29 protein-coding genes are annotated in these 24,882 nt (G+C 62.2%); 13 read left to right on the top strand and 16 right to left on the bottom strand.

Annotation, left to right across the window (positions count from 1 at the left end):
- Window positions 1-36: 36 nt before the first annotated feature.
- The gene (locus tag VFO29_00415; GenBank protein ID HET9391970.1) at window positions 37-774 is read left to right on the top strand and encodes a dienelactone hydrolase family protein; all 738 of its coding nucleotides are present in this window, start codon (window positions 37-39) and stop codon (window positions 772-774) included.
- Here VFO29_00415 and VFO29_00410 read toward each other — a convergent pair.
- Window positions 771-1,244: a hypothetical protein gene (locus tag VFO29_00410; GenBank protein HET9391969.1), complete on the bottom strand. Its 474-nt coding sequence runs from the start codon at window positions 1,242-1,244 to the stop codon at window positions 771-773. The genes VFO29_00415 and VFO29_00410 overlap by 4 nt on opposite strands.
- Entirely contained in the window at window positions 1,241-1,924 is a 684-nt protein-coding gene (locus tag VFO29_00405; protein HET9391968.1) for a lytic transglycosylase domain-containing protein, read from the bottom strand. The genes VFO29_00410 and VFO29_00405 overlap by 4 nt, the downstream gene beginning before the upstream one ends.
- Between VFO29_00405 and VFO29_00400 the strand changes: the two genes are divergently transcribed.
- The gene (locus tag VFO29_00400) at window positions 1,918-2,424 is read left to right on the top strand and encodes a hypothetical protein (GenBank protein ID HET9391967.1); all 507 of its coding nucleotides are present in this window, start codon (window positions 1,918-1,920) and stop codon (window positions 2,422-2,424) included. The genes VFO29_00405 and VFO29_00400 overlap by 7 nt on opposite strands.
- On the top strand, window positions 2,421-3,608 hold the full coding sequence (locus tag VFO29_00395; protein ID HET9391966.1) for a glycosyltransferase: 1,188 nt from the start codon (window positions 2,421-2,423) through the stop codon (window positions 3,606-3,608). Before VFO29_00400 ends, VFO29_00395 begins: the two co-directional genes overlap by 4 nt.
- 2 nt (window positions 3,609-3,610) lie before the next feature.
- Here the strand turns inward: VFO29_00395 and VFO29_00390 are convergent, their stop codons facing one another.
- Genes VFO29_00390 through VFO29_00380 form a run of 3 tightly spaced genes read right to left on the bottom strand, consistent with a single transcriptional unit; the run spans window position 3,611 to window position 5,576 of the window.
- Window positions 3,611-4,105, bottom strand: coding sequence for a hypothetical protein (locus VFO29_00390; protein ID HET9391965.1), 495 nt, complete (start codon window positions 4,103-4,105; stop codon window positions 3,611-3,613).
- A 59-nt stretch (window positions 4,106-4,164) separates the two neighbouring features.
- Window positions 4,165-4,626: a hypothetical protein gene (locus VFO29_00385; GenBank protein ID HET9391964.1), complete on the bottom strand. Its 462-nt coding sequence runs from the start codon at window positions 4,624-4,626 to the stop codon at window positions 4,165-4,167.
- Complete coding sequence (locus VFO29_00380) at window positions 4,623-5,576, bottom strand: ROK family protein (GenBank protein HET9391963.1); 954 nt, start codon at window positions 5,574-5,576, stop codon at window positions 4,623-4,625. The genes VFO29_00385 and VFO29_00380 overlap by 4 nt, the downstream gene beginning before the upstream one ends.
- Before the next feature lie 57 nt (window positions 5,577-5,633).
- Between VFO29_00380 and VFO29_00375 the strand changes: the two genes are divergently transcribed.
- The 4 genes from VFO29_00375 to VFO29_00360 all read left to right on the top strand — a co-directional run bounded on the left by VFO29_00375 (window position 5,634) and on the right by VFO29_00360 (window position 10,280).
- Complete coding sequence (locus VFO29_00375; GenBank protein HET9391962.1) at window positions 5,634-6,314, top strand: YkgJ family cysteine cluster protein; 681 nt, start codon at window positions 5,634-5,636, stop codon at window positions 6,312-6,314.
- Entirely contained in the window at window positions 6,311-9,223 is a 2,913-nt protein-coding gene (locus tag VFO29_00370) for a hypothetical protein (protein HET9391961.1), read from the top strand. Before VFO29_00375 ends, VFO29_00370 begins: the two co-directional genes overlap by 4 nt.
- On the top strand, window positions 9,210-9,782 hold the full coding sequence (locus VFO29_00365) for a peroxidase-related enzyme (protein ID HET9391960.1): 573 nt from the start codon (window positions 9,210-9,212) through the stop codon (window positions 9,780-9,782). Before VFO29_00370 ends, VFO29_00365 begins: the two co-directional genes overlap by 14 nt.
- A 99-nt stretch (window positions 9,783-9,881) precedes the next feature.
- Window positions 9,882-10,280 (top strand): biopolymer transporter ExbD, encoded by a 399-nt coding sequence (locus tag VFO29_00360; protein HET9391959.1) that lies wholly within the window; start codon window positions 9,882-9,884, stop codon window positions 10,278-10,280.
- On the opposite strand, the gene VFO29_00355 is transcribed toward VFO29_00360, so the two are convergent.
- From VFO29_00355 to VFO29_00330, 6 genes are all read right to left on the bottom strand, one after another.
- Window positions 10,270-11,232 (bottom strand): threo-3-hydroxy-L-aspartate ammonia-lyase, encoded by a 963-nt coding sequence (locus tag VFO29_00355; protein HET9391958.1) that lies wholly within the window; start codon window positions 11,230-11,232, stop codon window positions 10,270-10,272. The two genes, VFO29_00360 and VFO29_00355, sit on opposite strands and share 11 nt — an antisense overlap.
- Window positions 11,219-12,874 carry a peptide chain release factor 3 gene (locus VFO29_00350; GenBank protein HET9391957.1) on the bottom strand — a complete coding sequence of 552 codons (1,656 nt, stop codon included), beginning with the start codon at window positions 12,872-12,874 and terminating at the stop codon, window positions 11,219-11,221. The genes VFO29_00355 and VFO29_00350 overlap by 14 nt, the downstream gene beginning before the upstream one ends.
- Window positions 12,874-13,185, bottom strand: a complete 312-nt coding sequence (locus VFO29_00345) for a hypothetical protein (protein HET9391956.1) — start codon at window positions 13,183-13,185, stop codon at window positions 12,874-12,876. Before VFO29_00345 ends, VFO29_00350 begins: the two co-directional genes overlap by 1 nt.
- 169 nt (window positions 13,186-13,354) lie before the next feature.
- Complete coding sequence (locus VFO29_00340) at window positions 13,355-14,419, bottom strand: hypothetical protein (protein ID HET9391955.1); 1,065 nt, start codon at window positions 14,417-14,419, stop codon at window positions 13,355-13,357.
- Window positions 14,406-15,440, bottom strand: coding sequence for an alanine racemase (locus VFO29_00335; protein ID HET9391954.1), 1,035 nt, complete (start codon window positions 15,438-15,440; stop codon window positions 14,406-14,408). The genes VFO29_00340 and VFO29_00335 overlap by 14 nt, the downstream gene beginning before the upstream one ends.
- Before the next feature lie 17 nt (window positions 15,441-15,457).
- A complete protein-coding gene (locus VFO29_00330; GenBank protein HET9391953.1) occupies window positions 15,458-15,889 on the bottom strand; it encodes a hypothetical protein in 432 nt (143 codons plus the stop codon).
- 71 nt (window positions 15,890-15,960) lie between these two features.
- On the opposite strand from VFO29_00330, the gene VFO29_00325 reads away from it, so the two are divergent.
- The 6 genes from VFO29_00325 to VFO29_00300 are packed head-to-tail and all read left to right on the top strand — an operon-like array spanning window position 15,961 to window position 21,035.
- Window positions 15,961-16,767 carry a hypothetical protein gene (locus tag VFO29_00325; GenBank protein HET9391952.1) on the top strand — a complete coding sequence of 269 codons (807 nt, stop codon included), beginning with the start codon at window positions 15,961-15,963 and terminating at the stop codon, window positions 16,765-16,767.
- Between the two features lie 43 nt (window positions 16,768-16,810).
- Window positions 16,811-17,713 (top strand): COX15/CtaA family protein, encoded by a 903-nt coding sequence (locus VFO29_00320; GenBank protein HET9391951.1) that lies wholly within the window; start codon window positions 16,811-16,813, stop codon window positions 17,711-17,713.
- Window positions 17,710-18,621, top strand: a complete 912-nt coding sequence (locus VFO29_00315) for a heme o synthase (GenBank protein ID HET9391950.1) — start codon at window positions 17,710-17,712, stop codon at window positions 18,619-18,621. The genes VFO29_00320 and VFO29_00315 overlap by 4 nt, the downstream gene beginning before the upstream one ends.
- Window positions 18,618-19,988, top strand: coding sequence for an MFS transporter (locus VFO29_00310; protein ID HET9391949.1), 1,371 nt, complete (start codon window positions 18,618-18,620; stop codon window positions 19,986-19,988). The genes VFO29_00315 and VFO29_00310 overlap by 4 nt, the downstream gene beginning before the upstream one ends.
- Window positions 19,989-20,564, top strand: coding sequence for a hypothetical protein (locus VFO29_00305; GenBank protein HET9391948.1), 576 nt, complete (start codon window positions 19,989-19,991; stop codon window positions 20,562-20,564). It abuts the gene before it with no gap.
- A 3-nt stretch (window positions 20,565-20,567) separates the two neighbouring features.
- Window positions 20,568-21,035: a hypothetical protein gene (locus VFO29_00300; GenBank protein ID HET9391947.1), complete on the top strand. Its 468-nt coding sequence runs from the start codon at window positions 20,568-20,570 to the stop codon at window positions 21,033-21,035.
- 2 nt (window positions 21,036-21,037) lie between these two features.
- On the opposite strand, the gene VFO29_00295 is transcribed toward VFO29_00300, so the two are convergent.
- Genes VFO29_00295 through coxB form a run of 5 tightly spaced genes read right to left on the bottom strand, consistent with a single transcriptional unit; the run spans window position 21,038 to window position 24,837 of the window.
- The gene (locus VFO29_00295) at window positions 21,038-21,226 is read right to left on the bottom strand and encodes a hypothetical protein (GenBank protein HET9391946.1); all 189 of its coding nucleotides are present in this window, start codon (window positions 21,224-21,226) and stop codon (window positions 21,038-21,040) included.
- Entirely contained in the window at window positions 21,226-21,438 is a 213-nt protein-coding gene (locus VFO29_00290; GenBank protein ID HET9391945.1) for a hypothetical protein, read from the bottom strand. Before VFO29_00290 ends, VFO29_00295 begins: the two co-directional genes overlap by 1 nt.
- Window positions 21,439-21,447: 9 nt before the next feature.
- Complete coding sequence (locus tag VFO29_00285) at window positions 21,448-22,032, bottom strand: cytochrome c oxidase subunit 3 (GenBank protein ID HET9391944.1); 585 nt, start codon at window positions 22,030-22,032, stop codon at window positions 21,448-21,450.
- Window position 22,033: 1 nt separating this feature from the next.
- Window positions 22,034-23,716: a cytochrome c oxidase subunit I gene (ctaD, locus tag VFO29_00280; GenBank protein ID HET9391943.1), complete on the bottom strand. Its 1,683-nt coding sequence runs from the start codon at window positions 23,714-23,716 to the stop codon at window positions 22,034-22,036.
- An 11-nt stretch (window positions 23,717-23,727) separates the two neighbouring features.
- Entirely contained in the window at window positions 23,728-24,837 is a 1,110-nt protein-coding gene (gene coxB, locus VFO29_00275; protein ID HET9391942.1) for a cytochrome c oxidase subunit II, read from the bottom strand.
- Window positions 24,838-24,882: the final 45 nt, after the last annotated feature.

The following is a 24,882-nucleotide window of genomic DNA, read 5'->3' as shown; positions in this document are numbered from 1 at the left end:
TCCCGGGGGAAGAGGAGAGCGATGATCAGTCAGGCTGTGAATATTTCTGTCGACGGCTCGCAGATGGATTCCTATCTTGCGCGGCCGCCCGAAGGTTCGGGACCGCACCCGGCCGTCATCGTGCTGCAAGAGATCTTCGGCGTCAACGCCGAGATGCGCCGCGTCACCGACCTGCTTGCCGGGGCCGGCTACGTGGGTCTGGCGATCAACTATTACCATCGGACCCACCCGAACCTCAACGTGAAATATGACGAAGCAGGCGCGCAAACCGGCATTCAGGCCGCAAAAAGCGTTTCGCGCGCAACGATCTACGCCGATCTCGGCGCGGCGATGGACTGGCTAAAAGGTCAAGCATTCGTCCGCGACGGCATGATCGCGACATGGGGTTTTTGCATGGGCGGCTCCGTAGCGTTCCTGAGCGCGACGCTGCCCGACGTGGACGGCGCGATCTGTTTTTACGGGGGCCAAATCGCGCGGCCGTTCCACAGCGGCGATCCCGAGGCGCTAGCCGAGGCCGATAGCATTCGCGCGCCTTTGCTGCTGTGTTTCGGCGCGGAGGATAAGGGAATTCCGCCGGACGCCATCGAGCGCATTCGCCGCGAACTCGACGCGCGCGGCAAGGAGTATCTGCTGGAAGTCTATCCGGGCGTCGGCCATGCGTTCTTCCGCGCGGTCAAGCAAGATCAATACTCCGACGAAGCGATCGCTACCGCGACCGCCGACTCATGGAATCTCGTTCAGAAATTCCTGGGGGACTGCTTCAGCCGGGGCTAAGTCGTCGTTTTTGCGGCGCAGAGCGAACGGATCGCGGTTTCGGCGGCCGGATCGGGCTTCATCGATTGCGGCCGGATGTACATCGCCAGAAAACTCTGGTCGCCGACCGGCGCCGAGATCATCTCGAGCGCTTCGTCACCGCCGCCGTTGCTGCTGGTTCCGACCGCAGTCACGTACTGCGCGCGCTGGTTCCCGCAGATCTTAATCGCGCTCATCTTCTGATTGCGAATAGAGCTGCCCGCCTGCGGAATCTGTTTGAAGTCCATCGTATCGGCCGTCTGACCGCGTATCAGAAAGACCATCTGCGCTTTGTCTTTCTCCGGGCCGGGTTTCATCCACATCTGGAAGCGTCCCATCAAGCTGAACGTCGTCCAGCCGGCGGGCGCTTTAAAGTCGATACCCGAGGTAACGCTGCCGCAACCCGCCAGGGCCGCACATGCAAAAAGCAGAGGCACGATAAAACGCTTCATGGCGCTTGTATTGGCGTTTCGGCCGCCGTAATCTTTGCCCAGCGGTCGATCACGTCGTTCACATACTCGCGTGTCTCCGCGTAGGGCGGAATGCCGCGATACTGCGCGACCGCGCCCGGGCCGGCGTTATACGCCGCGAGCGCCGCGGTCAGCGGATTGGCGTAGAGCCCGGCGTACGCTCGAGAATACGACCCCAGCAGCGAGGCGGCGCCCCCGATGGCTTGGACCGGATCGAAGGGATCGATCCCGGCGCCTCGCGCGGTATCGGGCATGAACTGCGCGATGCCGACTGCGCCCGCGGACGAGAGTGCCTGCGGATCGAAAGCCGATTCCTGAAGCAGCGTGGCGGCTAGAAACTCCGGGGACAGCGCTTGGGCGCGCGCCGCGCGCACCGTCGCCTCGGCTAATCCCAGAGCGTCCAGCGGCGCGAGTTTGGGATTCGTGCGCAAGACGACGCGCGTAATCGCAAGGGTCGCGCTGCGCGTCGGCGGCCCGTCCATCAACGGCCGCAGACCATACACGGCGTTAGCGTAGGCCGGATCGTGCCACGACAGCGCCATCTCGCGGACCGTGGGTATGAACACCGTGGTGTTCGGCGTTTCGTCGGGAAGCGGGGCCGCACAACCGCAGAGCGCCAAGCAAACTCCCGCGGCAACGCGAAGGCGGAACTTCGGTGGCACTACTCGCAGCGTTCTTCGTCCTCGTCGTCGGTGATTTCGGATCGACGTTCTTCTATCATGTGCCGCAGCACCTATGGTTCACGCTGCACCTGCGCACGCATCACGATCGCCGCCGGTCGTACTGGGATCACGCCGTGATTTCGCGCGACCCGGCCGTCTTGCTGGACGGGTTTCTCGGCGCGCTGCCTTACTTGGGCGCCGCCGCCTTGGTTTGGCACCTCTCGTGGCCCGGCGCGCTGGGGGGCTTGGCGCTTGGTCAGTTGCACGTGTGGTGGCGCCACGCGGGCGACTTGGGCTGGCGTTCCCCGCCTGCGCTGCGGGCCGCCTTCGGCACGCTCGGCATCGTGCTTCCCGAGGACCACGACGGCCACCACCGAAATCCAAGCACAGAGTTCGGCGACATTTTTCGCTTTTATGACGCCCCGGCGCGGGCGCTTCTGGCCGCACTCGCTCCCACCCGGCGGACGCGCACCACCGCGCGACCAGGAGTCAAAGCTTGAAAAAACGCGCGCTCTTCCTGATCTCCGATACCGGAGGCGGCCATCGCAGCGCCGCCAACGCGATCGCGATCGCTTTGGGAGAGATCCGCGAGCCCGAGTTCGAGTTTCGCATCGACGACGTTGCGGCGCATGCCGCCTTCCCTTTGACGCAGCTCGGCTGGGGTTACTCGGCCGCGCTGCGCTATGCTCCGCCGGTATACGGGGCGCTCTATTACGCGACCAACGGACGGCGCCGCTACAAAGCGCTCGTCCGTTTTTGCGAGCCGCTCTATCGCGAGCAGCTGCGCGATCTCTTTTTGGACTACAAACCCGACGTCATCGTTTCGGTTCATCCGCTGCTCAATCACGCCGCGCTGCGCGCGCGCGCGGATGCCCAGATGGAGCACATTCCGATCGTTACGGTGATCACCGACCTCGGAAAAGTGCACGAGTCGTGGCTGACGCCCGAAGCCGACGCGGTCGTCGTTCCGGCACGCGAAGTCTACGAGCGCGCGCTGTCGCGCGGCGTCCCGCCGGAACGGTTGCGCATGCTCGGCCAGCCGATTTCTCCCAACTTCGACGACGTCACCGGCAGCAAGCGCGAGTTGCGCGCGAGCTTGGGGTTGCCGCAAGACGGCTTCGTGACGCTGTTGATGGCCGGCGGCGAGGGCGGTGGAAAGCTGCTGCACGCTGCGCTTCGCTTGGCCAAGGCCAAGCTGCCGATGCATTTGGTCGTCATCTGCGGCCGCAACGACACGCTGCGCGCGAAGATCGAGGAGCTGGCTCCATCGCTGCCGACGCCGATGACCGTCTTGGGATTCACCGACAAGATTCCGGAATTGATGCGCGCCGCCGACTTGCTCGTGACCAAAGCCGGTCCCGGCACGCTGGCCGAAGCCAACGCCGCGCAATTACCGGTGGTCGTGTACGACTACGTTCCGGGGCAAGAGCGCGGCAACGTGGATTTCGTTCGCAACAACGGCATCGGCATCGTTGCCATTACCAGCATTAAAGAGATCGTGCGCGCGGTAGACGGACTGGTTCGAAATCCGCGCAGATTGGAGGCGATGCAGCACAATCAAGAGCTGATCGCCCCCAAGCGAAGTTCCCGGCGCATCGCCGCGCTGATCAAACAAATTACGCTGCAGGGCACGATCCCCGCCGACGACGAGTACGTGCCGCTGCGCGAGGCGATTAGCGTCTAACCTTACATCAAGTACGCAGGCCGCTTGCCGGACTTGTTTCCGCAGAACGTCATGTGCGCGCTGTGCGGTATGTACCACGCGTGAATGTCGTAGTGCGGAATCGTGTAGCCGGGATGGCCATGAGACTCATACCAAATGTCCACGTGATCGATTTTGTAGCCCGGGAGCGGTTTTAACAGCTCGTCCCAGCTCTTGCCCTGGGCAAACATCTTCTGATCGACCATGACTTCGGTAAAGGTCGCTTTTCCATTGTAATAGCCGTAGATCGGCCCGAACGGGAAGTTCTTCGGATTGGAAAAGTGATAGCCCATGGTCGGAATGCAGCCGGCGAATGGAACGGTGCCCGCGGGCATGGCGGCCGGGTGCGTTTTCAGGGGCGTATTCATCATCTGCATGATCGCCGGCGTCAGGCCGGGCGGAAGTTTCATCGGCGGCGTTGCCGCCAACAGCGACGCACACGAGAGCAGCGTTAGGCATGATAAAAAAACACGTTTCATAAGGCAACCTCCCATTGCCAGCGGGAAAGTTCGAACGATTGCCCGCGAAGCCTTTCGCGCTAAAGAAACGCCGGCCGCTTCCCGGAGGCGTTCCCGCAAAACTTCATATGCACGTTATGCGGAACGTACCACGCGTGAATATCGAAGTGCGGCTTTCTATAGCCGGGATGCCCGAACGGTTCGTACCAGATGTCGATATGATCGATCGCGTAGCCCGGCAGCGGTTTGAGAGCGTCGTCCAAACTTTTTCCTTGCAGAAAAAACGACTTCTCGACCATCAGTTCGGTGAAGACGGCCTTGCCGTTGTAGTAGCCGTAGATCGGGCCCATCGGCAAATCTTTCGGAAACGCGTAATGGTAGCCCATCGACGGTACGCACCCTTGGACCGGTATCGTGCCGGCCGGCATCGCCGCGGGATGCTTCTTGAGCGGCGTCATCATCGTCTTGATCGATTCGGGCGTTAGTCCGAACGGAAGTTTCATCGCCATCAGCACGATGCCGAGAAGAACGGCCGATTTCACGAATCCGTTAGACCGCCGCGAAACGCCATCGTGGCGGCGCCGACTTGTCCCGCGTCGTTTCCGAGTTTAGCGATCACGAGCTGCGTCGTACCGCGCGGCACCATCGTGGTTAATTCCGAGACGCGCGCGCGCACCGAGTCCAGCATGAAGTCGCCGGCGGTACTCACTCCGCCGCCGAGCGCGATCATCTCGGGGTTCACAAACGCAATGATGTTGGCCAGTCCCAGCGCAAGATCGGCGGCAAAATTTTTCCAGGCGGCAACCGCATGCGCGTCGCCCGCTTGCGCGGCTCGCCGGATTGCCTTCGATCCGAGTTTATCGCGCTCGCGATCGAGCAGTGTGCTTCGCGGAAACGATGGCGCAACCGCAAAGGCGTGGCGGATCAATCCCGTGCCCGACGCTTGCGCTTCGAAGCAGCCGATCTTTCCGCAGCCGCAGATGAATCCGTCGGTCGGGCGGATCTGGTGATGGCCGATCTCGCCCGCGCCGGCGCGATTGCCAATCAACAGCCGGCCGTTCGCAACGATACCGCCGCCGATTCCGGTTCCGAGCGTCAAGAGCACGAAGTTTTGCGTATTCACGCCGCTGCCGAACGCATGCTCGCCGAGGGTAGCGCAGCGCGCATCGTTGGCGACAAACACCGGCAGGCTGAACTCCTTGCGCAGCCGCTCCCCCAGCGGAATGTCCGTCCACATGAAGTTGGGCGAGTAGAGGATCGTTCCGGTGCGCAGGTCGATGTTTCCGGGCGAGCCCACCCCGATGCCGACTGCATTCTTGGCTTTGCCGTCTTTCAGCGCACTCGTTAGGACGGCTTGCAGCGCCGCAAACACCGCATCGAAAGAACGGTCCTTGATGTCCTGCTCGAACTGCCCGAGCAGAGCACCATCCTCGCCTACGATGCCGGCGGTAACATGCGAGCCTCCGAGGTCCACGCCGATAGCTGTGCGCACGATAGAATGCTTCTCTCGCCGGGGCCTTAAAAAACCTGCGTCGAATAACGCTGCGATATGACTACCATCGACCTGACCGCCCTGCGAAAGTATACGCGTGAGACCGGACAACCCACGCATCCGGAGATGCTCGACACGACGCCGATGGAGCGCGTGCAAGAGATCGAGATCGACCAAGAGCACATCACGATCACCTACAATCAAACCATCAATCACTACTACAACACGAGCGAGAACATCGAGCGCGAGTGGGTGTATAAGTACAACGACGACCCCGAGTTCGTGGCCGCCGTGGGAAAAGTGATCGCGCTGGCGCGCAAGCATTTGAAAGATCTGCCTGAGAACGTCGCCTGCCCGCCCGGATGCGCCGAATGCTGCAGCGGCTATGAGCCTTTCGTCAGCCAAGCCGACGTGGATCGCATCGCCACGCACCTGCAGCTGACGTCGCAGCAAGTTCTGGACGACTACGTGGTCCAGCGCGTATCGGCGGACGGCTACCATCTCGGCTACCTGCGCAAGGTCACCGACGACGTCGCCGATCAGTGCGTCTTCTTAAAGGAAGCCAAACCCGGACGTTTCTATTGCGGCATCTACGAAGCGCGGCCGGCGGACTGCCGCGATTTCACGCCGATCGGCTGCACCGACGTCAACGACAAACTTCCACGCGACAAACCGATCAAGTTCGGCGCACCGTTTGCGCCGAAGCAGCGCCACCGCAACGGCTCGCGCCGCAAGTGATCCGCGCGCTCACGCTGGCCACGGCGGTCGCCGCAATGGCGGTCTCGCCCGCGTACTACAGCGGCTTACAGTGGCGCATGATCGGGCCGTTCCGCGGCGGACGCACGGTCGCGGCGGCCGGAGTTCCGTCGCAGCGCGGCGTCTACTACATTGCGCCGAACAACGGCGGCATTTGGAAGAGCACGGATTACGGGCGCACGTGGGATCCGATTTTCGACGGTCAGGACACCGGATCGATCGGCGCGCTGGCGGTTGCGCCAAGCAATCCTAACATTCTGTATGCAGGCTCGGGCGAAGGTTTGCGCCGCCCCGACCTTTCGGTTGGCGACGGCATTTACAAATCAACCGACGCAGGCGCCACATGGACGCACCTCGGCTTACGCGATGGATTCCAGATTGCGGCACTCGCGATCGATCCGCGCGATCCGGACCGCGTCTTCGCCGCCGTACTCGGCCATCCGTACGGAGCCAATGAGGAGCGCGGATTATACCGCAGCACCGACGGCGGGGCCTCATGGCAGAAAGTGCTCGGCAAAGACGAAAACACGGGCGCGGTTTCGGTGCTCATCGATCCGCGGAATCCAAACGTCGTGTACGCGTCGTTATGGGCCTCGCGCAATCCGCCGTGGCGTCTGCGCGACGTCCTGCAACTCTATCAAAACGGCGGTCTGTATAAATCCACCGACGGCGGATCGACCTGGGCTCAGCTGCACAACGGCTTGCCTGCCGGCATAGGACGCATCGGCCTGACGATCGCGCCGGAGGACACGCAACGGCTCTACGCTTGGATTAACGACGACAAAGGCTGCGGCATCTACCGCACGAGCGACGCCGGCGCGAATTGGATCAAGACCAATTCCGAATCGCGGGTCTGCAGCCGCGGCAGCGACTTTTCCGGAATCGCAGTCGATCCGGTGGATCGCGACGTTGTCTACGCGGCGAACACGCAAACGTACCGTTCGACCGACGCCGGCAAGACGTGGGACGGGCTCAAAGGCGCGCCCGGCGGCGACGACTATCACACGATCTGGATCGATCCGGGCGATCGCAACATCATTCTGCTGGCCAGCGATCAGGGCGCAACGCTCTCGGTGAATTACGGGCGGACGTGGAGTTCGTGGTACAACCAGCCGACGGCGCAGTTCTATCACGTCATCACCGACGATCGTTTTCCATATCGCGTCTTCGGCGGCCAGCAAGAGAGCGGCAGTGCGGAAGTCTTCAGCCGCAGCGACGACGGCTCGATTTGGATTCGCTACTGGCATCCGGTCGGCGCCTCCGAGTACGGGTACGTCGCGCCCGATCCACTGCATCCGACGATCATCTACGGCGCGGGCGGCGGCACGGTCTCGCGGTACGACGAGACGCTGCAGCAGACGCAGGACGTCTCGCCGAGTTACGAGCGAGGCAAGTACCGCTACAACCGGACGAATCCGCTGGTCTTCAGCCGAGCCGACAACCGCACGTTGTATTTAGGATCGAACGTCGTCTTCGCGACGACCGACGGCGGACGGCGCTGGCGGATCGTCAGTCCCGATCTTACGCGCGAAAACCCCGGAGTACCGGCAAACCTCGGACCGTTCACACAGAGCCCGCTGGCGCAAGGCGTGCATCGCGGCGTCGTCTACAGCTTGGCGCCTTCATATATAGACAAGAACCTGCTATGGGCCGGCACGGATGACGGATGGATCTGGCTGACGCGCGACGGCGGCAAACATTGGAGCAACGTCTCGCCGCCTGGCTTGCGTGCCGCGAGCGGTTCGTGGTCGAAGATCTCGCAGATCGATTCGTCGCATTTCGATCGCGGCACGGCGTACGTTGCGGTGACGCGCTTACGCTTGGATGACATGCATCCATATATCTACCGCACGCACGATTTCGGCGCGCATTGGGATCTCTTGAACGCCGGCCTGCCGGATACTGCGCCGGTGGACACCGTGCGCGAAGATCCAAAGCGGCGCGGTCTGCTTTTCGCCGGCACCGAGAACACCGTCTACTTCTCGATCGATGACGGCGCCAATTGGCAGTCGCTGCAGTTGAATCTGCCGTCGACGTCGATTCGCGATCTGGTCGTGCACGGTGACGACTTGGTTGTAGGCACGCACGGCCGCTCGTTCTGGATCCTCGACGACATCGCACCGCTGCGAGAGCTTACGTCAAGTGCGCTCGGCGTCCATCTGTTTACGCCGGCGACCGCATACCGCGTGCGCCGCGACACCTGGACCGACACGCCGCTTCCGCCGGAGGAACCGGCCGCCAAGAACCCGCCCGACGGCGCGATGATCGATTATTACTTGCCGCAAGACGCGCAAGGGCCGGTAACCATCGGAGTGTATGACGCGGCGGGCAATCTCGTTCGCCAATGGGCGAGCACTGACAAACCGGAGCCGATCGATCCAGCTATCCGCGTGCCGACCTACTGGGTGCGCCCCACGCAAATTCCGTCGGCGGGCGCCGGCATGCACCGGCTCGAGTGGGACTATCGTTATGCCGATCCGCCGGCCGTTTCGCGCGACTACCCAATCTCGGCGATCGTGCACGACACGCCGATCGGGCCGCAAGGCGTGCTCGTACTGCCGGGAACGTACACCGTCAAGCTTTCGGCGGATGGCGTCACGCAAACGCGCACATTTCAACTCAAGATGGATCCGCGCGTCACTACTTCGCAAGCCGCGCTCCAAGCACAATTCACGCTGGCCGAACGAATCGTCCAAGCGATGGGCATGAGCTATTCCAAGATGAACCACGCCACGGCGATAAAAGATACGAAAGGCGCGCAGCGTTACAGCGACGACAACAGCCAACTCGCCTCGCTGCTCGACATCGTCGAATCGGCGGACGCGGCGCCGACACCGCAGACAATCGCGGCGGTCGAAGCCGCGGTGCGCGACGTTTATGCCGCGCGATAGCGCGGTCTCACGCTTCGGCGAACCGCCCGAAAGCGAGCTGCCCGCGGATATTCGCGAAGTCTACGAAAAGAATCGCGAGAAAATCGGTTTCGTGCCGAATGTGTTCTGCGCATATGCGCGGCGGCCCGAACACTTCCGCGCATTTATGGCTTACCACGATGTGCTGATGAAAGGGCCCGGCAACCTCAGCCGCGTCGAGCGTGAAGCGATCGTCGTTGCCGTTTCATCCGAGAACCGGTGTCAGTATTGCATGGTGGCGCACGGCGCGGCATTGCGCGTGCTCAGCAAAGACCCGGTTCTGGCCGAACAGATTGCCAACAACTGGCGCACCGCCGAGCTATCGCCGCGAATGCGCGCGATGCTCGAGTTTGCCTCGCGTGTGAACGAGCCGGGCTTCGCCGCGAGCGACGATGAGATCGACGCGATGCAATTGGCCGGCTTCAGCGACGACGACATCTGGGACATCGCCGCAATTGCAGCCTTCTTCGGCTTCTCCAACCGCATGGCCGGCCTCATGAACATGCGCCCAAACGACGAGTTCTACACGATGGGCCGCTAATCTCAGTGTCATCCTGAGTTAGTCGAAGGACGAAGGGCGGCCGAGCGTGGTCGAGGCCACGCACCGTCACGCCCGCATCGCCTAATTCGCTTTACGGCCATGACGAAGTTCGGCGCCGCTGCTCAAGAATCGACACTCCTCAGCGAGATCAACATCACGCCGTTCACCGACGTGCTCTTGGTATTGCTTATCATCTTCATGGTGCTGGCGGCACTGCTGACGCCGCCCGGATTCGAGCGGCAGTTTTCAAACCCGGGAAGATCGATCGCCGCGACGGTCTTCCAGCGCGTCATCGTCACGATCGATCGACACGGCCAAATCGCCGTGGGCGGCAAAGTGACGAGCGTGCCAGGGCTCTATGCGGCGATGTTACGCGCAGGATCGAAGGCGCACGTCTCGCTCTATGCCGACACGCGCTCGCCTTACGGCTTAGTCATTCGCGTGTTGGATGCGGCCAAGGCCGCGGGCATTCGCGACGTCGCGCTCGTTACGCAGTAGCGAGCAACTCGGCGAACCGGCGCGCGTCCACGTTGCCGCCGCTGATAATCACGCCAACACGCTTGCCCTTCGCGTCAACCCTTCGCGTTAGCACTGCCGCCAGGCCGGCCGCGCCGCTCGGTTCGATCGCAATCTTCATTCGTTCGAAGGCGAACCGCATGGCATCGCGGAGTTCATCGTCGCTCACAGTGACGATCGCTTTAACGTAACGGCGCACGATCTCGAAAGTAATCTCGCCGGGACCTTGCGTCTGCAGTCCGTCCGCGATCGTTTTCGGAACCTCGATGTTCACGCGTTCGCCGCGCTCGAGCGACTGTTGAAAGTCGTTGCCGGCTTGCGGCTCGACGCCATAGAGGGTGATCGTTCGGCCGCTGCTCTGCGCCGCAAGCGCGGTTCCGGAAAGCAGACCGCCTCCGCCGACCGGCGTGACGATCACGTCGATCTCCGGGAAGTCCTCAAGCAACTCGAGCGCTGCCGTCCCCGCTCCGGCGATGATATCGGGATCGTCGAACGGCGGCACGAGCGTGGCGCCGCGTTCCTTGCGGATATCTTCCGCGATCTCGGCGCGATGCGAGCGGTGACGATCGTAAAAGACGATCTCGGCCCCGTATTCCAGGGTGGCAGCCACTTTTGAAGCCGGTGCGTCGGACGGCATGACGATCGTGGCGGCAACGCCGAGTAACTTGCTGGCAAGTGCCACGCCCTGCGCGTGGTTACCGCTCGAGAACGCGACGACGCCGCCGGCGCGCTGCTTCGCGTCGAGTTGCACGATCCGGTTGTAGGCGCCGCGGAACTTGAATGCGCCCATGCGCTGCAGATTCTCGCATTTGAGAAAGACTTCGCCACCCACGAGTTCGTCGAGCGTGTGCGAGCGGAGCACCGGCGTCCGGTGCGCGACGCCGCGTAAGCGGGCTGCAGCGGCTCGAACCGCCTCAACGTCAGGCGTTCGCACCAGCAAACTCCAGGAAGCGTAGCTGCGGATTCCATTCCTCCGCGAGCTTGACACTCCAATCGGATTCGAAGAGCGCAACCGGTGCTCCATCCCAATCTTCCAAAAGCCTGGCGCTCGACGGTAACTGCGCGGTACGGATCATTTCCGCGTCGCCTTCGATTCGGCGCGCAACCGAAAGCGGCAGCGTCGTAAAGACCGTCTTCACGTTGTATTCCGACTCCAAGCGGTACTTCACAACCTCGAACTGCAATTCGCCGACCGCCGCGAGCACCGGCTCGGTGCGCATCGAACCCAAGGGGTACATCACCTGAATCGCGCCCTCTTCGCGCAGCTGCGCGATACCTTTCCCGAATGACTTATAGCCCGCGGTATCGATGCTGCGCACTTGCGCGAAATGTTCGGGCGCGAACGCCGGAAACCGCTCGAATTGAATCGGCTGGCCCTCGCTGAGCGAGTCGCCGATGGCGAAGACCCCGGGATTCGCGAGTCCGACCACATCACCGGCATACGCGGCCTCGAGCGATTCGCGTTCGCTCGCGAAAAGCTTCATCGCGCGCGACAAGCGTACGTCTTTTCCGGAACGCACGTTGCGCACGGTCATGTCGCGTTCGAATTTGCCCGAACAAATGCGCACGAAAGCGACGCGATCGCGGTGCCGCGGATCCATATTTGCTTGGATCTTAAATACGAACCCAGCGAATTGGTCGGAGGTGGGGTCGAGCAACCCTTCGCTATCGCTCAGGGCCGCTCGCTCGCGCTCGCGGTCGTTCGATACCTCACGATGACACTCTTGAAAGATGCGCCGTGGGGTCGGAGATGGTGCCATTTTTATGAAGTCGTCCAGAAACAGTTGCACGCCGAAGTTCGTCACGGCGCTGCCGAAGAATACGGGCGAGACGTCGCCGCGCAGCATCGCGGCCGGATCGAACGCGGCGCCGGCGCCTTCGAGCAATTCGATCTCCTCCAGAAACTGCGCGTACGAGCGGTCGTCCAGAAATTCGCGGATCTGCGGATCGTGCACGCCCGTCAGGTGCATGCCCGCGCGTTTCGCGCCGTGAACCGCGCGCTCGAAGAGGTGCACTTGGCGCGTCGCGCGATCGTAGACGCCCTTGAACGATGGCCCGTTGCCCAGTGGCCAGTTCATCGGAAAGACCCCGAGCCCTAACATGTTTTCAAGTTCGTCGAGCAACTCGAGCGGATCGCGGCTCGGGCGATCCATCTTGTTAATGAACGTAAAGAGCGGAATGTGCCGCGCGCGGCAGATTGCGAACAGTTTTTTGGTCTGCGGTTCGACGCCTTTGGCGGCGTCGATCAGCATGACGGCGCTATCCGCTGCGAGCAGCGTGCGGTACGTGTCCTCGCCGAAATCTTGGTGGCCTGGCGTGTCGAGCAAATTGATGGTGCAGCCGCCGTACTCGAACTGCAAGACCGTTGAGGTGATCGAGATCCCGCGCTGCTTCTCCAGCTCCATCCAGTCGCTTGTGGCCGCGCGCTGCGCGCGCCGCGCGGAGACTTGACCGGCGGTTTGAATGGCGCCGCCGTACAGCAGCAACTTTTCCGTCAGCGTGGTCTTGCCGGCGTCCGGGTGCGAGATAATCGCAAACGTGCGCCGCTCGCGCACGTGTTCGGCCACATCGCTCATCAAAGGCTCGGCGGCGCGGGTTGGTAAATACGCAGAACGGATCGCGCGCCTGCATCGTGGATGAGCGCGATCGACGAACCTTTTCTAAAGAGCTCAGATGGAGCGGACACGGAGAACCTGTCTTTGCCGCGGCGCACCAAAACGTCTTTTCCGCGCGCCGTGATGATGCAATCGCTGTACGTCAAGACCGTTCCCGACGGCTGCAATGTGTAGCCCGCGGGCAGATGCGCGGCAACGTACGCGTGCGATCCTCTGGCCTCAAACGTTTGCCGCAGACATTCGGGCAGCGCCGATAACGCCCACGGCGCCACGATCGCAAGATCGCGCGTGCTGCCGGGCTCCGGCGGATTGGCTTGCGCGGCCTTCGGGGGAACCGATGCGTAGACTGAGGCGATCTTCAGCCTGATGCGATCGCGGTTGACGTAGCTTGCAACGATAACCGCGACCGTGAAGACGATTGCCGCGGAGATCGCATAGTACCTAAGCAGTGAGCGTCATGCGGCCGGCGCCGATCGACCAGTCCGCCATCCCGTAGTAGAAATCGAAGACGCGCGGTCCCAAATCGGGACGCGGATCGATGCCCGTCGGAAACACGACGTTGTCCACGATGCCGTGCAGTTCCGACTCGTCTTCGGGCGTGAGAATCGGATGCGCCGACCGGTAGATGATCGTTTGCACGTCTTTGTAGTCGTGAATCATGATGCCCGCGCTGTACCGCATCTTGGGTTTGGCGGCGTCGTCTTGGATCACGTCGACTCCGTGGAAGATCGACATCCAGCCTTCATCTATACGTACGGGCGGCGTGCCGCACCCAACCTTGAGCGCCCCCCAATCGCCGTTGGGCGCCAAAAGGAGCTGACTCTCGCAGACGTCGAGCAGCTTCTGCCGATCCTTGAGGGCCGGCTCCAGCGGAATGTAGCCCATGCGGATCGATTCACGATCGCGATACGGCATGCGCTCGATGATCGGAATCGCCGCTCGTCCGTCGACCGCGGAGAGATGGAGCATCGGCCGGTGATAAAACGCGATCGACATGACGCCGGCCGGCGACAGAACGGGCTCGGGAAAGAACGCGCAGTCTTTGTCGTCGCCGATGTGCATGCCCGGCTTATCGAAGATCAGCTTGCCGAGGCGCGTCCACGTATAGCCGTCGTCCGAAAGCGCCAGCGCGATGCGCGGCCCTTGCGGCCCGAAGGCCGTGTAGGCCATCACGTATTGATCGAGAGCGGGAATGAACGTGGCGCGCGGATCTTCGCAGCCGTAACCCGGCTGCGGCCGAAGCTCGTATACCGCGCTCGGCTCGAGAGCGAACCCATCGCGCTGAAACGAAAAGCGATCGCCGTCCGCGGTCGACCTGACTCTTCCAACGCGCGAAATATTTCCGTGCGCGACGTCTCGCGGATATAAGAGAAGCTGCCCGTCCCGCGAGCGTGCGCAGGCGGGATTAAGCGTTCCTTCGGCTTCACTGGCATCGCCGTTTGGCTCCAGCGCCACTCCCAATCGCTCCACCGAAACGTCGATTTCGTGTGTCTTACGTGCCTGCATCAAACCTTTTCTCAACGCAGCCCGCACGGGCACAGTTTCCAAGCGTCGTAATGATCTCATGGACGGGGCGGCCGGCCGATCGCGCAAATGCGTCGAGATCGGACGACGGGTCAAGCCAAGCGAACTCGCGATCGGAGCCGGTCAGGCTTCCGGCGAGGACGGCTGCATACTGCATGCCGACCATCAACACGTCGCCGGTCGCTTGCAGACTCGAAGGCAGGCCGTCTCCGAATCCGCTGCGGAGCGTTGCGACGGTAGAATCCATCCCGAGCATGGTACCCCCATAACCCAAACGTGTCCCCGCCGAATGTCGCTCGATTCGCAGGACCGGAGCGCGCATACTAATTGCGCAGCGGACGCCCGGAATCGCCGCGCCGCCCGTCGCCCCGAAAAGGCCGGCGCCAATGCGAACCGACGTGCCGCGTTTGATGCTACTACCGGCCGGAAGCGTGCTGCAGAGATCGCTTCCACTCACCGTCACGCCGGAGCGCTGCAAGATTTCGAGCGCCGAGTCAAAGAGCGCCAGCTGTTCGTCGGCGACCGAGAGATCGGTAAGATGCGTCCAGAGTTCGATTTCGGCCGCCGCCGCCGCCAGCTGCGGAGCGAACTGCGCGAGTTCTTCCAATAAGAGTCCGTTCCACGCGGCTGCGGTTCGAATCCCGACGCGGACTCTAAGGGGCCGCGACTCCGCGCGCGACCACTCCGCCGCAACGTCCAGCTCCGCACGATTCGAAATCGATGGCTGACCGTTTGCAGCCAGCACCTCGCGCAACCGTTCGGACGGCACAGCGCCCAAAACAATCGCCGGCGCAGCCGTAAACTCTCGCAACGCGTGCAGCTCGTCCGCGTCCGCCACGCAATAGCTTTCAACGATGCCGTCGAGCGCGCGGACCACGATCTCTTGACCCCAACCGTAACCATCGCATTTCACAACGGCGCGCACCGGTACGCCGGCAAATGCGCTCCACGCGCGCGCGTTCGCCGCGACGATCTCCGAATCGAGGGAAAGACTGGGCCGCATCTCGCCTGCCTTGCTTCTTAAGGCAGGTCGGTTGAGGTGATCGCCTCGTCCGCCGGCGTCACGACTTCGATGTGCATTCCGCGGCGATATGCCGAGTTTGGCACGATCCAGAGTGTAAAAGTTCGGTATCGGTTGGAAGGCTCGCCGCCGTCGGCGGGCGCCGCTTCGAACGCCACCACCCGGAAGCGATCGGCGCGCGGACGGATCGCTTCGATGATCTGTTTGTAGCCGGAGCGGTCGTGCGGCCCCATGAGCAAAACGACGCCAAACTCCGCACGAAACCGCACCGGAGCGTGGATTCCCAGGCGTTCCAGGGAAGGGGTATCGCGAACGACCACGATCTCATTGCCGCCGAGCACTGGGGTTTCGCCCTGCCGAAAGGTCTGGACGCGGACGTCCCGGCAGCCGGCCAGGACGACGAGGGCAGCCAGGGCCCAGAGGCGCTTCACGCGCAAAGGCGTTCGAGGTATTGTCACGCGGCGCCCTGCGGGTGCATTCTATAGGATACAAGGGGTTGCATATGTTCCATCGTCTCGCCGCCATCGCCGGAGCCGTCGCGCTTTTGAGTCCGGCAGCATCCTACGCCGCCGCAGTTCCGGTCCCACCGGCGGCCTCGCCCGCACCGGCGCTCAAAGTGATCGCCAGCGTCCGCTCGACACCTCGCTGTGCCGAGATCGTCACGCATGCGAACAGCGCCATCGGCGCCGCGCTCAATAACGACGTCACGATTCAGCAAATGATCACGCGTTTGCGCGCGGTCAACCTCGACGACGGCAACTCGATCCATCGCCGGAACGGGCTTGCCGCGCTGGGCGACTTTGCAAAGAACGTCACGCTCGCATCGCGATCGGCCGACGACGAAGTCAAACGTTTGCGCGCATTGGCCGCGCAGTCCAAGGATCCAAACGAACAGAAAGAGCTCAAAGAATTTGCCGACGCGCTCGGCGGCGCGCTCTGGCGTCAACAGAAAGTCGCGCGCGATCTCAACGGATATCTAGCGTCGGTCGATTTCCAGGACATGGCAACCTTTACGGAAGCGCAGCAGCAAGCGAATCGCGCGACGCTCGGCGCCGCCGATCCATTGTCAAACTATCCGTATGACATCATCGCCCAGCAGCGGGCGGCGCAGGCGCGGGGACGCGGCGGCCAGATGGATGTGACCACCGGCCTGCAAGCCATGCCGAATCTCGGACACGATCCGAACCATCCTACCGCTACGCAGGAAGCGGCCGCGGCTGCCACCGACTTTGAGTCGCGGCTTCCTTCGATAACGCTGGACGAAACCGGCGCGGCACAGCACGTGGCCGGCGCCCTGGCGAAGTGCTAAGGTCGTTGTAGGGTCTGGGACTCCTGGGCTAAACTGAGGTCCTGTGAGGACCTTGGCGCGCCTGAGTTGGGCTGCGGTTGCGGTAGCCTTCGGCGAAGTTTTGCTCGGGAGTTGGACGCGCATCAACGGCGCGGGCATGACGTGTCCCGACTATCCGCTTTGCCGCGGACGACTCGTTCCGGCTTTCGACGGCGGCGTCGTGTGGGAATGGACGCACCGTTTCACCGCGCTGGCCCTCAGCGTACTCGTCATCTCCGTGATCGTGATCGCCTTTCGCCGTCGCGGCGAATCCGCGCGCTTCGTCCGCCCCGCGGCAGCTGTAACGGGCGCGCTGTTTGTTCTGCAGATTGCGCTGGGAGCCGCGACAGTACGGCTTTCGAACGTACCGGCGTCGGTCGTCTGGCATTGGGGAACTGCGATGGCGCTGATCGCGTCGCTGGCCGCGCTGGCGATCTTCGCGGCCGGCGGAGAGCTGCGCCGACGGCATTCGCAGAGCGCGAGCGTAACCGGCGTGCTTGCCGGCACGGCGGTAGTGGCATTCATAACGATGTGCATCGGCGCATACGTCAGCTCGAGCGGCGCCGGCTTGGCGTGCGTAACGATTCCGGGGTGCGCCGGCAACGTCGTGGTGTACAGCGACGGACAATTCGTCCAGATGCTCCACCGCGCGGCCGCGGCCGCAGCATTGCTGGCGTCGGTTGCGGCATTCGCCATCGTCTGGGTGAAACGATCGAGCGCGAGCGTCCGAATCTGGACGACGGCCGGACTCTTGCTCGTCTTCGTCCAGATAATTTTAGGCCTGCTGAACGTCGCGTTCCGTCTGCCGCTGGATCTGCGCGAAGCGCATGCGGCCAACGCCGCGCTGATCTTCCTGGCGTTCGTTTGCGCGACAACGCTGGCCGCAATCGAGTCGGCGCCTGTGCGTAAAACGGTTACCGCGACGTGAGCGTATACGCACGCGCCGAGCAGGTTGCGCAGACGCGCGTTGCCGCGCTCTTATCGCGCTTCGGCGACTACTACGATCTCGGCAAGCCGCGCATCATGTATCTGCTGCTCGTTACAACGGCGGCCGCGATGGTAATGGCCGCGCGCGGCCTGCCGCCGCTGCCGCTCCTCGGGTGGACGCTGCTGGCCGGCGCGCTGGCCGCAATGTCGGCCGGAACGCTGAACTGCGTCTACGACGCCGACATCGATCGCCTCATGCGCCGCACGCAAACGCGGCCGATTCCGGCGCAGCGAATCTCGATCTTCGCGGCGACCATGCACGCCATCGTGATGGGCGTGCTTTCGTTCTGCATCTTTTATTTTCGTGTGAACCCGCTGGCCGCATGGCTTTCGCTGGCGGGCAACGTCTATTACGTCGTCATCTACACGATGTGGCTCAAACGGCGAACGCCGCAGAACATCGTGATCGGCGGCGCCGCTGGCGCCATTCCGCCGCTGGTCGGCTGGGCGGCCGTCACCAACACGATCGGCGGACCGGCGATCGGCCTGTTCGCGCTCATCTTTCTGTGGACGCCGCCGCATTTCTGGGCGCTGGCGCTCAACTCGGAGACCGACTACGAAAAAGCCGCGATCCCGATGCTGCCCAACGTCGTCGGCGAGGCGCGTACGAAGCGCGCGATTCTCGGCTACACCTACGTGCTCGTCGCAGTCTCGCTGCTACTCTTCCCGCTGCACGTCATGGGCATCATCTACTTTGCGAGCGCGTTGGTATTGGGGGCACTGTTCATCGCGTATGCACGCAAGGTGCAGCGCGGAGGCGAAGCCGCCGCGCGCACGCTCTTCCGTTTTTCGCTGCTCTATCTGGCGTTGATCTGCGCCTTCATGGTGATCGACCGGATCGTTTCATGAACGTGAGGCTGCGTGCGGACGATCCGGATCTGCGCGACGCATTTCCACTGCTGCTGACGCTCGGGCTGGGCGTTTTTCTCGGCGCCCTCGACTTGAGCGTGCTCGCACCGGCCTTGCCGGCGCTGGGCCGGGACTTCGATACGGCAACCGGCGACCTGTCGTGGGTCTTCACCCTCTACTTGCTAATGAGCGTTCTGAGCATCGCGGTCACGAGCACCTTGGCCGATCGCTATGGGCGCAAGCCGATCTATCTGATCTGCATTGGCGTCTTTCTGGCCGGCAGCGCGCTGGCGATCGTATCGCAGGATTACACGACGTTCTTGATCGCGCGCGCGATTCAAGCGCTGGGCGCGGGCGGAATCTTCCCCGTTGCGACCGCTGCGATCGGCGACCGCGTTCCGCACCACCGGCGCGGCGCAGCGCTTGGTTTGATTGCGGCGACGTGGGGGGTCGCGGCCATCATCGGCCCGCTGTACGGCGGAATCATCACGAATCTTATCTCGTGGCGCTGGATCTTCGTGCCGAATTTTGCGATCGGCGGCGCCGTCATCGTTTTTGCGCTGCGCGTCCTCCCGTCGGGCGCCCCGCACCGGCGCGGCCCGCTGGACGTGCCCGGCCTCTTCTTTCTCGCCGCCGGTCTATTGTTCTTGATGTACGGCATTACCGGCACGCACGCCGTTCCGATCGTTGTCGGCATCTTGCTGCTGACCGGTTTTTGGTTCTGGGAACGATCGGCCGACTTTCCAATCGTGCCGCCCCGCCTCTTTCTCAACCGGCAGCTGGCGAAAACGTACGCTCTGGAACTCGTCATCGGCATGCTCGAGGGCTCGCTCTTCTTTATTCCGGCCGTCCTGATCGGCGCGCAACATATTTCGTATGTTGCAGCCGGCGCCATCGCGGCGGTCGGTGCGCTGATGTTCGTAATCGTCATCCCTGCGTCGGGGCGCGCGCTCGATCGCATCGGCAGCCGCAACGTACTGCTCGCCGGCGCGCTGATGACGGAGATCGGCTTGGTGATCTTCGCGCTCGGATTCAATTCGCTGGCGCTCGCACTACTTGCCATGATCGTCGCCGGGATTGGCTTTGGGGCCCTCCTCGGCGCGCCGACGCGGTACATCGTCACCAACGAGACGAGTGAATCGACCCGCGCGACTGCCGTCGGACTGCTCTCGCAATTCTTGATCATCGGACAGATTCTGGGCGGCTCGGTGGCCGGCGGGATCATGACCGGCGCCATCTCTGACGAGGCCGCCTACCGCTGGACCTACCTCACCTTCGCCGGCCTCGCACTGCTGGCGCTGATCATCTCGCTCTTTCTCCGCTCACGGAAAGCAGAGGTCGCCGCCCGCGCCGAATACTCGTTCTAAATGGGGTTCCGCGAAGTACGGCTTGGCCGCCATCTCACGGCCCGTCCGTGGACCGAACGCGAACGAGCGATTGTGTGGCGTGGTCTTACCGGGCGCTTCGCAATTGCAGTCGAGCCGCTGCTCGGCACCGTTTTTTTCGCACTGCTCACCTGGGGCATCGTCTGGCGCGCGCGCGTTGCCGCGCCGCACGATCTGTGGATTCTCGCGCCGATTTTCGGGATCATGGCATTCGGTTTCGCGATCTATCTCATCGCGCTGCTGGTCGCGCCGCTGATCGCGTACGCGCAAACCTTCAAGCCGATCTACATCGTCGACGGCTACGTGCGCTATCGAGGGCCGGACGATCTCTCCGAAATTGACTCCGCCGGCTACGTTGCGGTCTTGTTTGCGGATTCCGAGCTCTGCTGTGAGTGGGAATGTTTCGGCGACAAACCCATTCCAAACGCCACGATTCCGACGCTGGTCGAGTTCTCCGAATACGGCGGCATCCACAAAGTGGACGGCAAATCGACCGGCGTCGTTCCCGACGAGCTGCCAACGTTAGCAATCGGCATTGCGCAGAGAATGCGTAGGTAACTGATGGACCCTATAAGCTGGAAGCGTTTGCCGCTGCTTGCGGTCGCCGGTGTAGCAATCGGCTTTGCCGCCGCCTGGCTCGTCGAGCGCACGGACTGGCATCCGTTGGTTGCGCCCGCCATCGTCATGCTCTCGGCCGGTGGGTTGGCCGTCGCGCTGCGCAGGCTCGAGCTGTTGAACTTCTTACTTGAGGACGGAGTGTTCGTCTACTGTGCCTACATCGGCATGGCATTCGTGCGAGCGGTGGGGTTCCACAACTACTTAGCAGTTCATGTCGGCGATTTGCGCGCACCGCAGTTATTGGACGGCGTCAACGTCGTCGTCTTGGCTGCCGGAATTGCCTACACGCTGATGGTGGTCTTCATCATCGCGCTGCCGGCGTGGTCGCTCGCGCAGCGTTCGTCGCATGGAGCGCTAAAGCGTGATGAAGACTTCTGGTCGTTCGTGAAGGATCAGAACCGCTCGCGCTAGATCTAGCGCGGGTTGCTAAGCGGAACTCGTAAGGCTTTCTGATCGGGCCACCAGTGGCCGGAGCCCGACAACATTACTACGGCGCCGCCGATGCCGAAGATGCACAAAATGCCGATCAGCGTCGCGATGCGCACCACGAGCGGCACGCCGCGGCTCACGGGGACGCCGCGTTCATCTGTCGGGTCGTACATTAGGCCACGCCCTTTCCGATCAAGACGCCGAATGCGGCTAAGATACCGAGGACCGCGCCCAGCGCCAGCAATCCGAGCATGAGTTTGAAAACCTGATTCTCGATGCCCTCGCTCTTCCAATCGTTCTTCAAGGCGATCGCCGCCACGACGAAGACGACGATTCCGAAAATGACCGCCAGCACCCGTTCTACTAGAGCAATCTTAGCTTCCATCGCCGCGCCTCACAGTAAATAGAAGATCGAGAACAGTACCACCCAGATGACGTCGACGAAATGCCAATACAGCGTTCCCAGCGTCAGTCCGGTGTACTTCGTGAAAGTGTACTTGCCTTGCAGCGCCTGCAAGAGCAGGACCGTCAAATAGATGATGCCCGCAAACACGTGCAGTCCGTGCATGCCGGTCAGCGTGTAGAACGAGGCGCCGAAGATCCCGTCGCTCCACCGCGCGCCGATGTGAATGTATTCCATCACCTGGCCGGACAAGAAGCCCGCGCCCAGGATGATCGTCATCACGATCCAGTTTGCAAACTTGGAGAAGTTCCGGTGCTTCCAATTCTCCAGCGCAAAGTGCATCGTCGCGCCGGATCCGAAGAGCACGATCGAGTTGAGCGCCGCAAGTGCGATGTCGAGCTTCGGACCGCCCGCCGGCCAGCCTTGGCCGCTGTTGCGCATGTACAGATACGCAAAGATGAACGACGAGAACAGCACCAAGTCGCTGACCATGAACAGCAGGAAGCCTTGGATGCGCAGCTCGCGGGTCTCCACGTAGAGCTGATCGGGTTCGTGCGCTAGAGTTGCTACAGCCATGTCAGTGAGCCGCCGGAACCGGCGGTGGGCCACCCTTGAGTTCTTCTTCCAAACCTTTATACGGTAAGGGTTCGGCGAAGTCGTACGGCGCGGCAAAGACCGACGGTACGTGCTTGAAGTTGTAATAGGGCATCGGCGAGGGAATCTGCCATTCGAGCGTGCGCGCGTTCCACGGATTCGGCCCGGACTTCTTGCCCCTGCGGATCGACCACAACGCGTTGAACAGCACCAGCACCAGCGCCGCGGTCATCACGAACGAGAACCACGATGCGACTTGGTTCCAGCCTTGGAACTGCGGATCGTACACGGCGACGCGGCGCGGCTGTCCCCAGATGCCGAGCCAGTGCATCGGCAAGAACGTGCCGTTGAAGCCGATGAAAAACAGCCAGAACGCCCAGTGGCCGAGCTTTTCATTCATCAGCCGCCCGGTCATCTTCGGATACCAGTAGAACAGCCCGGCCAGCACGCCCATCAAGCTGCCGCCGACGAGCACGTAGTGCAGATGCGCCACGATGAAGTACGTTCCGTGCACGTGCAAGTCGAACGGCACCGCCGCCAAAAAGACTCCGGTGATTCCGCCGAGTGTGAACGTCGCGAGAAACCCGAGGGCGAACATCATCGAGGTCGTCATGCGGATGACCCCGCCCCACAGGGTCGCCACCCACGAGAAGATCTTGATGCCGGTCGGAATCGCGATCAGCATCGTCAGCACCATGAACGGCAGTTGCAGCGCCGGCGCCAAGCCCGATGTGAACATGTGATGTGCCCAAACCATGAACCCGAGGATCGCGATCGCGCACGACGAGAAGGCGATCATCTTGTAGCCGAAGATCGGCTTGCGCGAAAACGTCGGCAGCACTTCGGAGATGATTCCGAAGGCCGGCAAGATCATAATGTAGACTGCCGGATGCGAGTAGAACCAGAACATGTGCTGCCACAGCAGCGGACTGCCGCCGCGCGTCGGATCGAAGAACGCGACCCCGAACTGACGCTGCACGAAGAGCGCGGCCAGGGCTGCGCCGAGCGCGGTCGTGGCGATCATCAACAGCGGCGCCGTCACGAACTGGCCCCACACGAAGAGCGGCATGCGCGTAAACGTCATGCCGGGCGCGCGCATCTTTAAAATAGTCACCAGGAAGTTGATGCCCGTCATCGTCGAGCTGACACCGATCAGGAAGATCGCAGCCGCCCACATCGAAGTGCCGGCTGCGCCCTGCAGGGACATCGGCGGATATTCGGTCCAGCCTGCGGTCGGTGCGCCCATTAAAAAGGAAGCGTAAAGCATCAACCCGGCCGGCGGGAAGAGCCAGAAGCTCAGCATGTTCAGCCAGGGAAACGCAACGTCGCGCGCGCCGATCTGCACGGGGAAGATCAAGTTGCCGAAGCCGCCGGTAAGCAGCGGGATGATCACCAGCCAGACCATCGTCGAGCCATGCACGGAGTAGACTTCGTTGTACGTGTCCGGCGTCATGATGCCGCCGCTGGCTTTCATCAGTTGGACGCGGATGAGCTCGGCCAGCATACCGCCCAGGATCATGAAGAGAAACGCCGTGATCATGTACTGAATCCCGATGATCTTGTGATCGATCGAGAAGACGTACTTCCGGAAAAAGCCTTGCGGCTCCGGATGAATGTGGTCGGCGAGTCCTCCGCCTGCGTTAACCGATGCTGTTATTGCTGCCATTTTGCTCCGAGTTACTTCAGGGTCTTCAAGTAAGCGACCAAATTCACGATGTCTTTGTTGGTCAATCCGTTCTGCGCTTGGTTGGGCATTTGGCCCAGGCTGCCCTTAAAACCATTCTGCAGTATTTTCGCAACATTCTCCGGCGTGGCTTTTTGGCCGTTGACCAAGTCCGGGTGCGCCGGATCGTACAAGACGCCTTTGAGTCCGGGCCCAACGATGCGCTGGTCGAACGGGCCGATCGCGTGACAGGCGGAGCACTTCGCGGAGAAAACCGCTGCGCCCGCCTTCGCATCGCCGCCCGCCAAGTTCAATTGGCTGGTGCTCGGCACGCTGATCGCGTTGCTGGCAGTGGCCTGCTGACGCTGCGTGCGCGCGTACCAGGCGCTATACTGCGCCGGCGTGTCGATGTAGACGTAAGCTGGGTTTTGATTCGTTCCGCTGTGCATCTCGCCGTGGAACGTGCCGCAAAACTCGGTGCAAATGATCTCGTACTTGCCTGCGCGCGTCGGCGTAAACTCCAGCGTATTGATCATGCCGGGCACCATGTCGGCTTTGAGCCGCATCGCCGGAATCCAAAACGAGTGAATGACGTCGTACGATGAAACTTGCAGTGTCACCGCTTGTCCGAGCGGCAAGTGCATCTCCTTGACTTCGCCGTTGACGTTCGGATAGCGGAACGTGTAATACCACTGCCGGCCTAACGCTTCCACGACCAGCGTGTTGTTAGGCGCGAACTCGATGCCCGCCCAAATTTTGATACTGAAGAACGCCATGACGATTACGAAAACCGTCGGAATGATCGTCCACCACATCTCCAACTTGTTGTTGTCGTGGATCTGCACGCCCACGGCATTCTCGGGCGTACCCGCATGGCGGCGAAACTTCAGCGCGAAATAGAGGATGAATCCGCAGACGAAGATCCAGAGCGCCGTACCGGTTGCTGCCAGGAAGCGGAAAAGCGCATCGATCTGCTGCGCCTTATCGACCGCCTCGGGCATGAGGCCGGTGATCGGCACTTCGACCCAAAAGACGATCGCAAGGAGGGCCAAGACGCTCATGACCGTCGTGGCGATCCAGAATCCGCGATCGAGATGAACTACCGGATCCCTATTTTCTGGCAAAGGTTAACTCTCCAAGCGGGTCGGTTAGGCTATTTGTATTATAGG

This window comes from Candidatus Rubrimentiphilum sp., assembly GCA_035710515.1.
GTDB lineage: Bacteria > Vulcanimicrobiota > Vulcanimicrobiia > Vulcanimicrobiales > Vulcanimicrobiaceae > Rubrimentiphilum.
The sequence above is the reverse complement of the archived record's forward strand: the minus strand, read 5'-3'. Positions and strand labels throughout refer to the sequence as shown.

Coding starts and splice junctions, on each gene's coding strand:
- VFO29_00410 (HET9391969.1), bottom strand. CDS start 1,244: ATGAAGCGTTTTATCGTGCCTCTGCTTTTTGCATGTGCGGCCCTGGCG.
- VFO29_00390 (HET9391965.1), bottom strand. CDS start 4,105: ATGAAACGTGTTTTTTTATCATGCCTAACGCTGCTCTCGTGTGCGTCG.
- VFO29_00375 (HET9391962.1), top strand. CDS start 5,634: ATGACTACCATCGACCTGACCGCCCTGCGAAAGTATACGCGTGAGACC.
- VFO29_00365 (HET9391960.1), top strand. CDS start 9,210: ATGCCGCGCGATAGCGCGGTCTCACGCTTCGGCGAACCGCCCGAAAGC.
- VFO29_00360 (HET9391959.1), top strand. CDS start 9,882: ATGACGAAGTTCGGCGCCGCTGCTCAAGAATCGACACTCCTCAGCGAG.
- VFO29_00350 (HET9391957.1), bottom strand. CDS start 12,874: ATGAGCGATGTGGCCGAACACGTGCGCGAGCGGCGCACGTTTGCGATT.
- VFO29_00340 (HET9391955.1), bottom strand. CDS start 14,419: ATGCAGGCACGTAAGACACACGAAATCGACGTTTCGGTGGAGCGATTG.
- VFO29_00335 (HET9391954.1), bottom strand. CDS start 15,440: ATGCGGCCCAGTCTTTCCCTCGATTCGGAGATCGTCGCGGCGAACGCG.
- VFO29_00325 (HET9391952.1), top strand. CDS start 15,961: ATGTTCCATCGTCTCGCCGCCATCGCCGGAGCCGTCGCGCTTTTGAGT.
- VFO29_00310 (HET9391949.1), top strand. CDS start 18,618: ATGAACGTGAGGCTGCGTGCGGACGATCCGGATCTGCGCGACGCATTT.
- VFO29_00305 (HET9391948.1), top strand. CDS start 19,989: ATGGGGTTCCGCGAAGTACGGCTTGGCCGCCATCTCACGGCCCGTCCG.
- VFO29_00300 (HET9391947.1), top strand. CDS start 20,568: ATGGACCCTATAAGCTGGAAGCGTTTGCCGCTGCTTGCGGTCGCCGGT.
- VFO29_00295 (HET9391946.1), bottom strand. CDS start 21,226: ATGTACGACCCGACAGATGAACGCGGCGTCCCCGTGAGCCGCGGCGTG.
- VFO29_00290 (HET9391945.1), bottom strand. CDS start 21,438: ATGGAAGCTAAGATTGCTCTAGTAGAACGGGTGCTGGCGGTCATTTTC.
- VFO29_00285 (HET9391944.1), bottom strand. CDS start 22,032: ATGGCTGTAGCAACTCTAGCGCACGAACCCGATCAGCTCTACGTGGAG.
- ctaD (HET9391943.1), bottom strand. CDS start 23,716: ATGGCAGCAATAACAGCATCGGTTAACGCAGGCGGAGGACTCGCCGAC.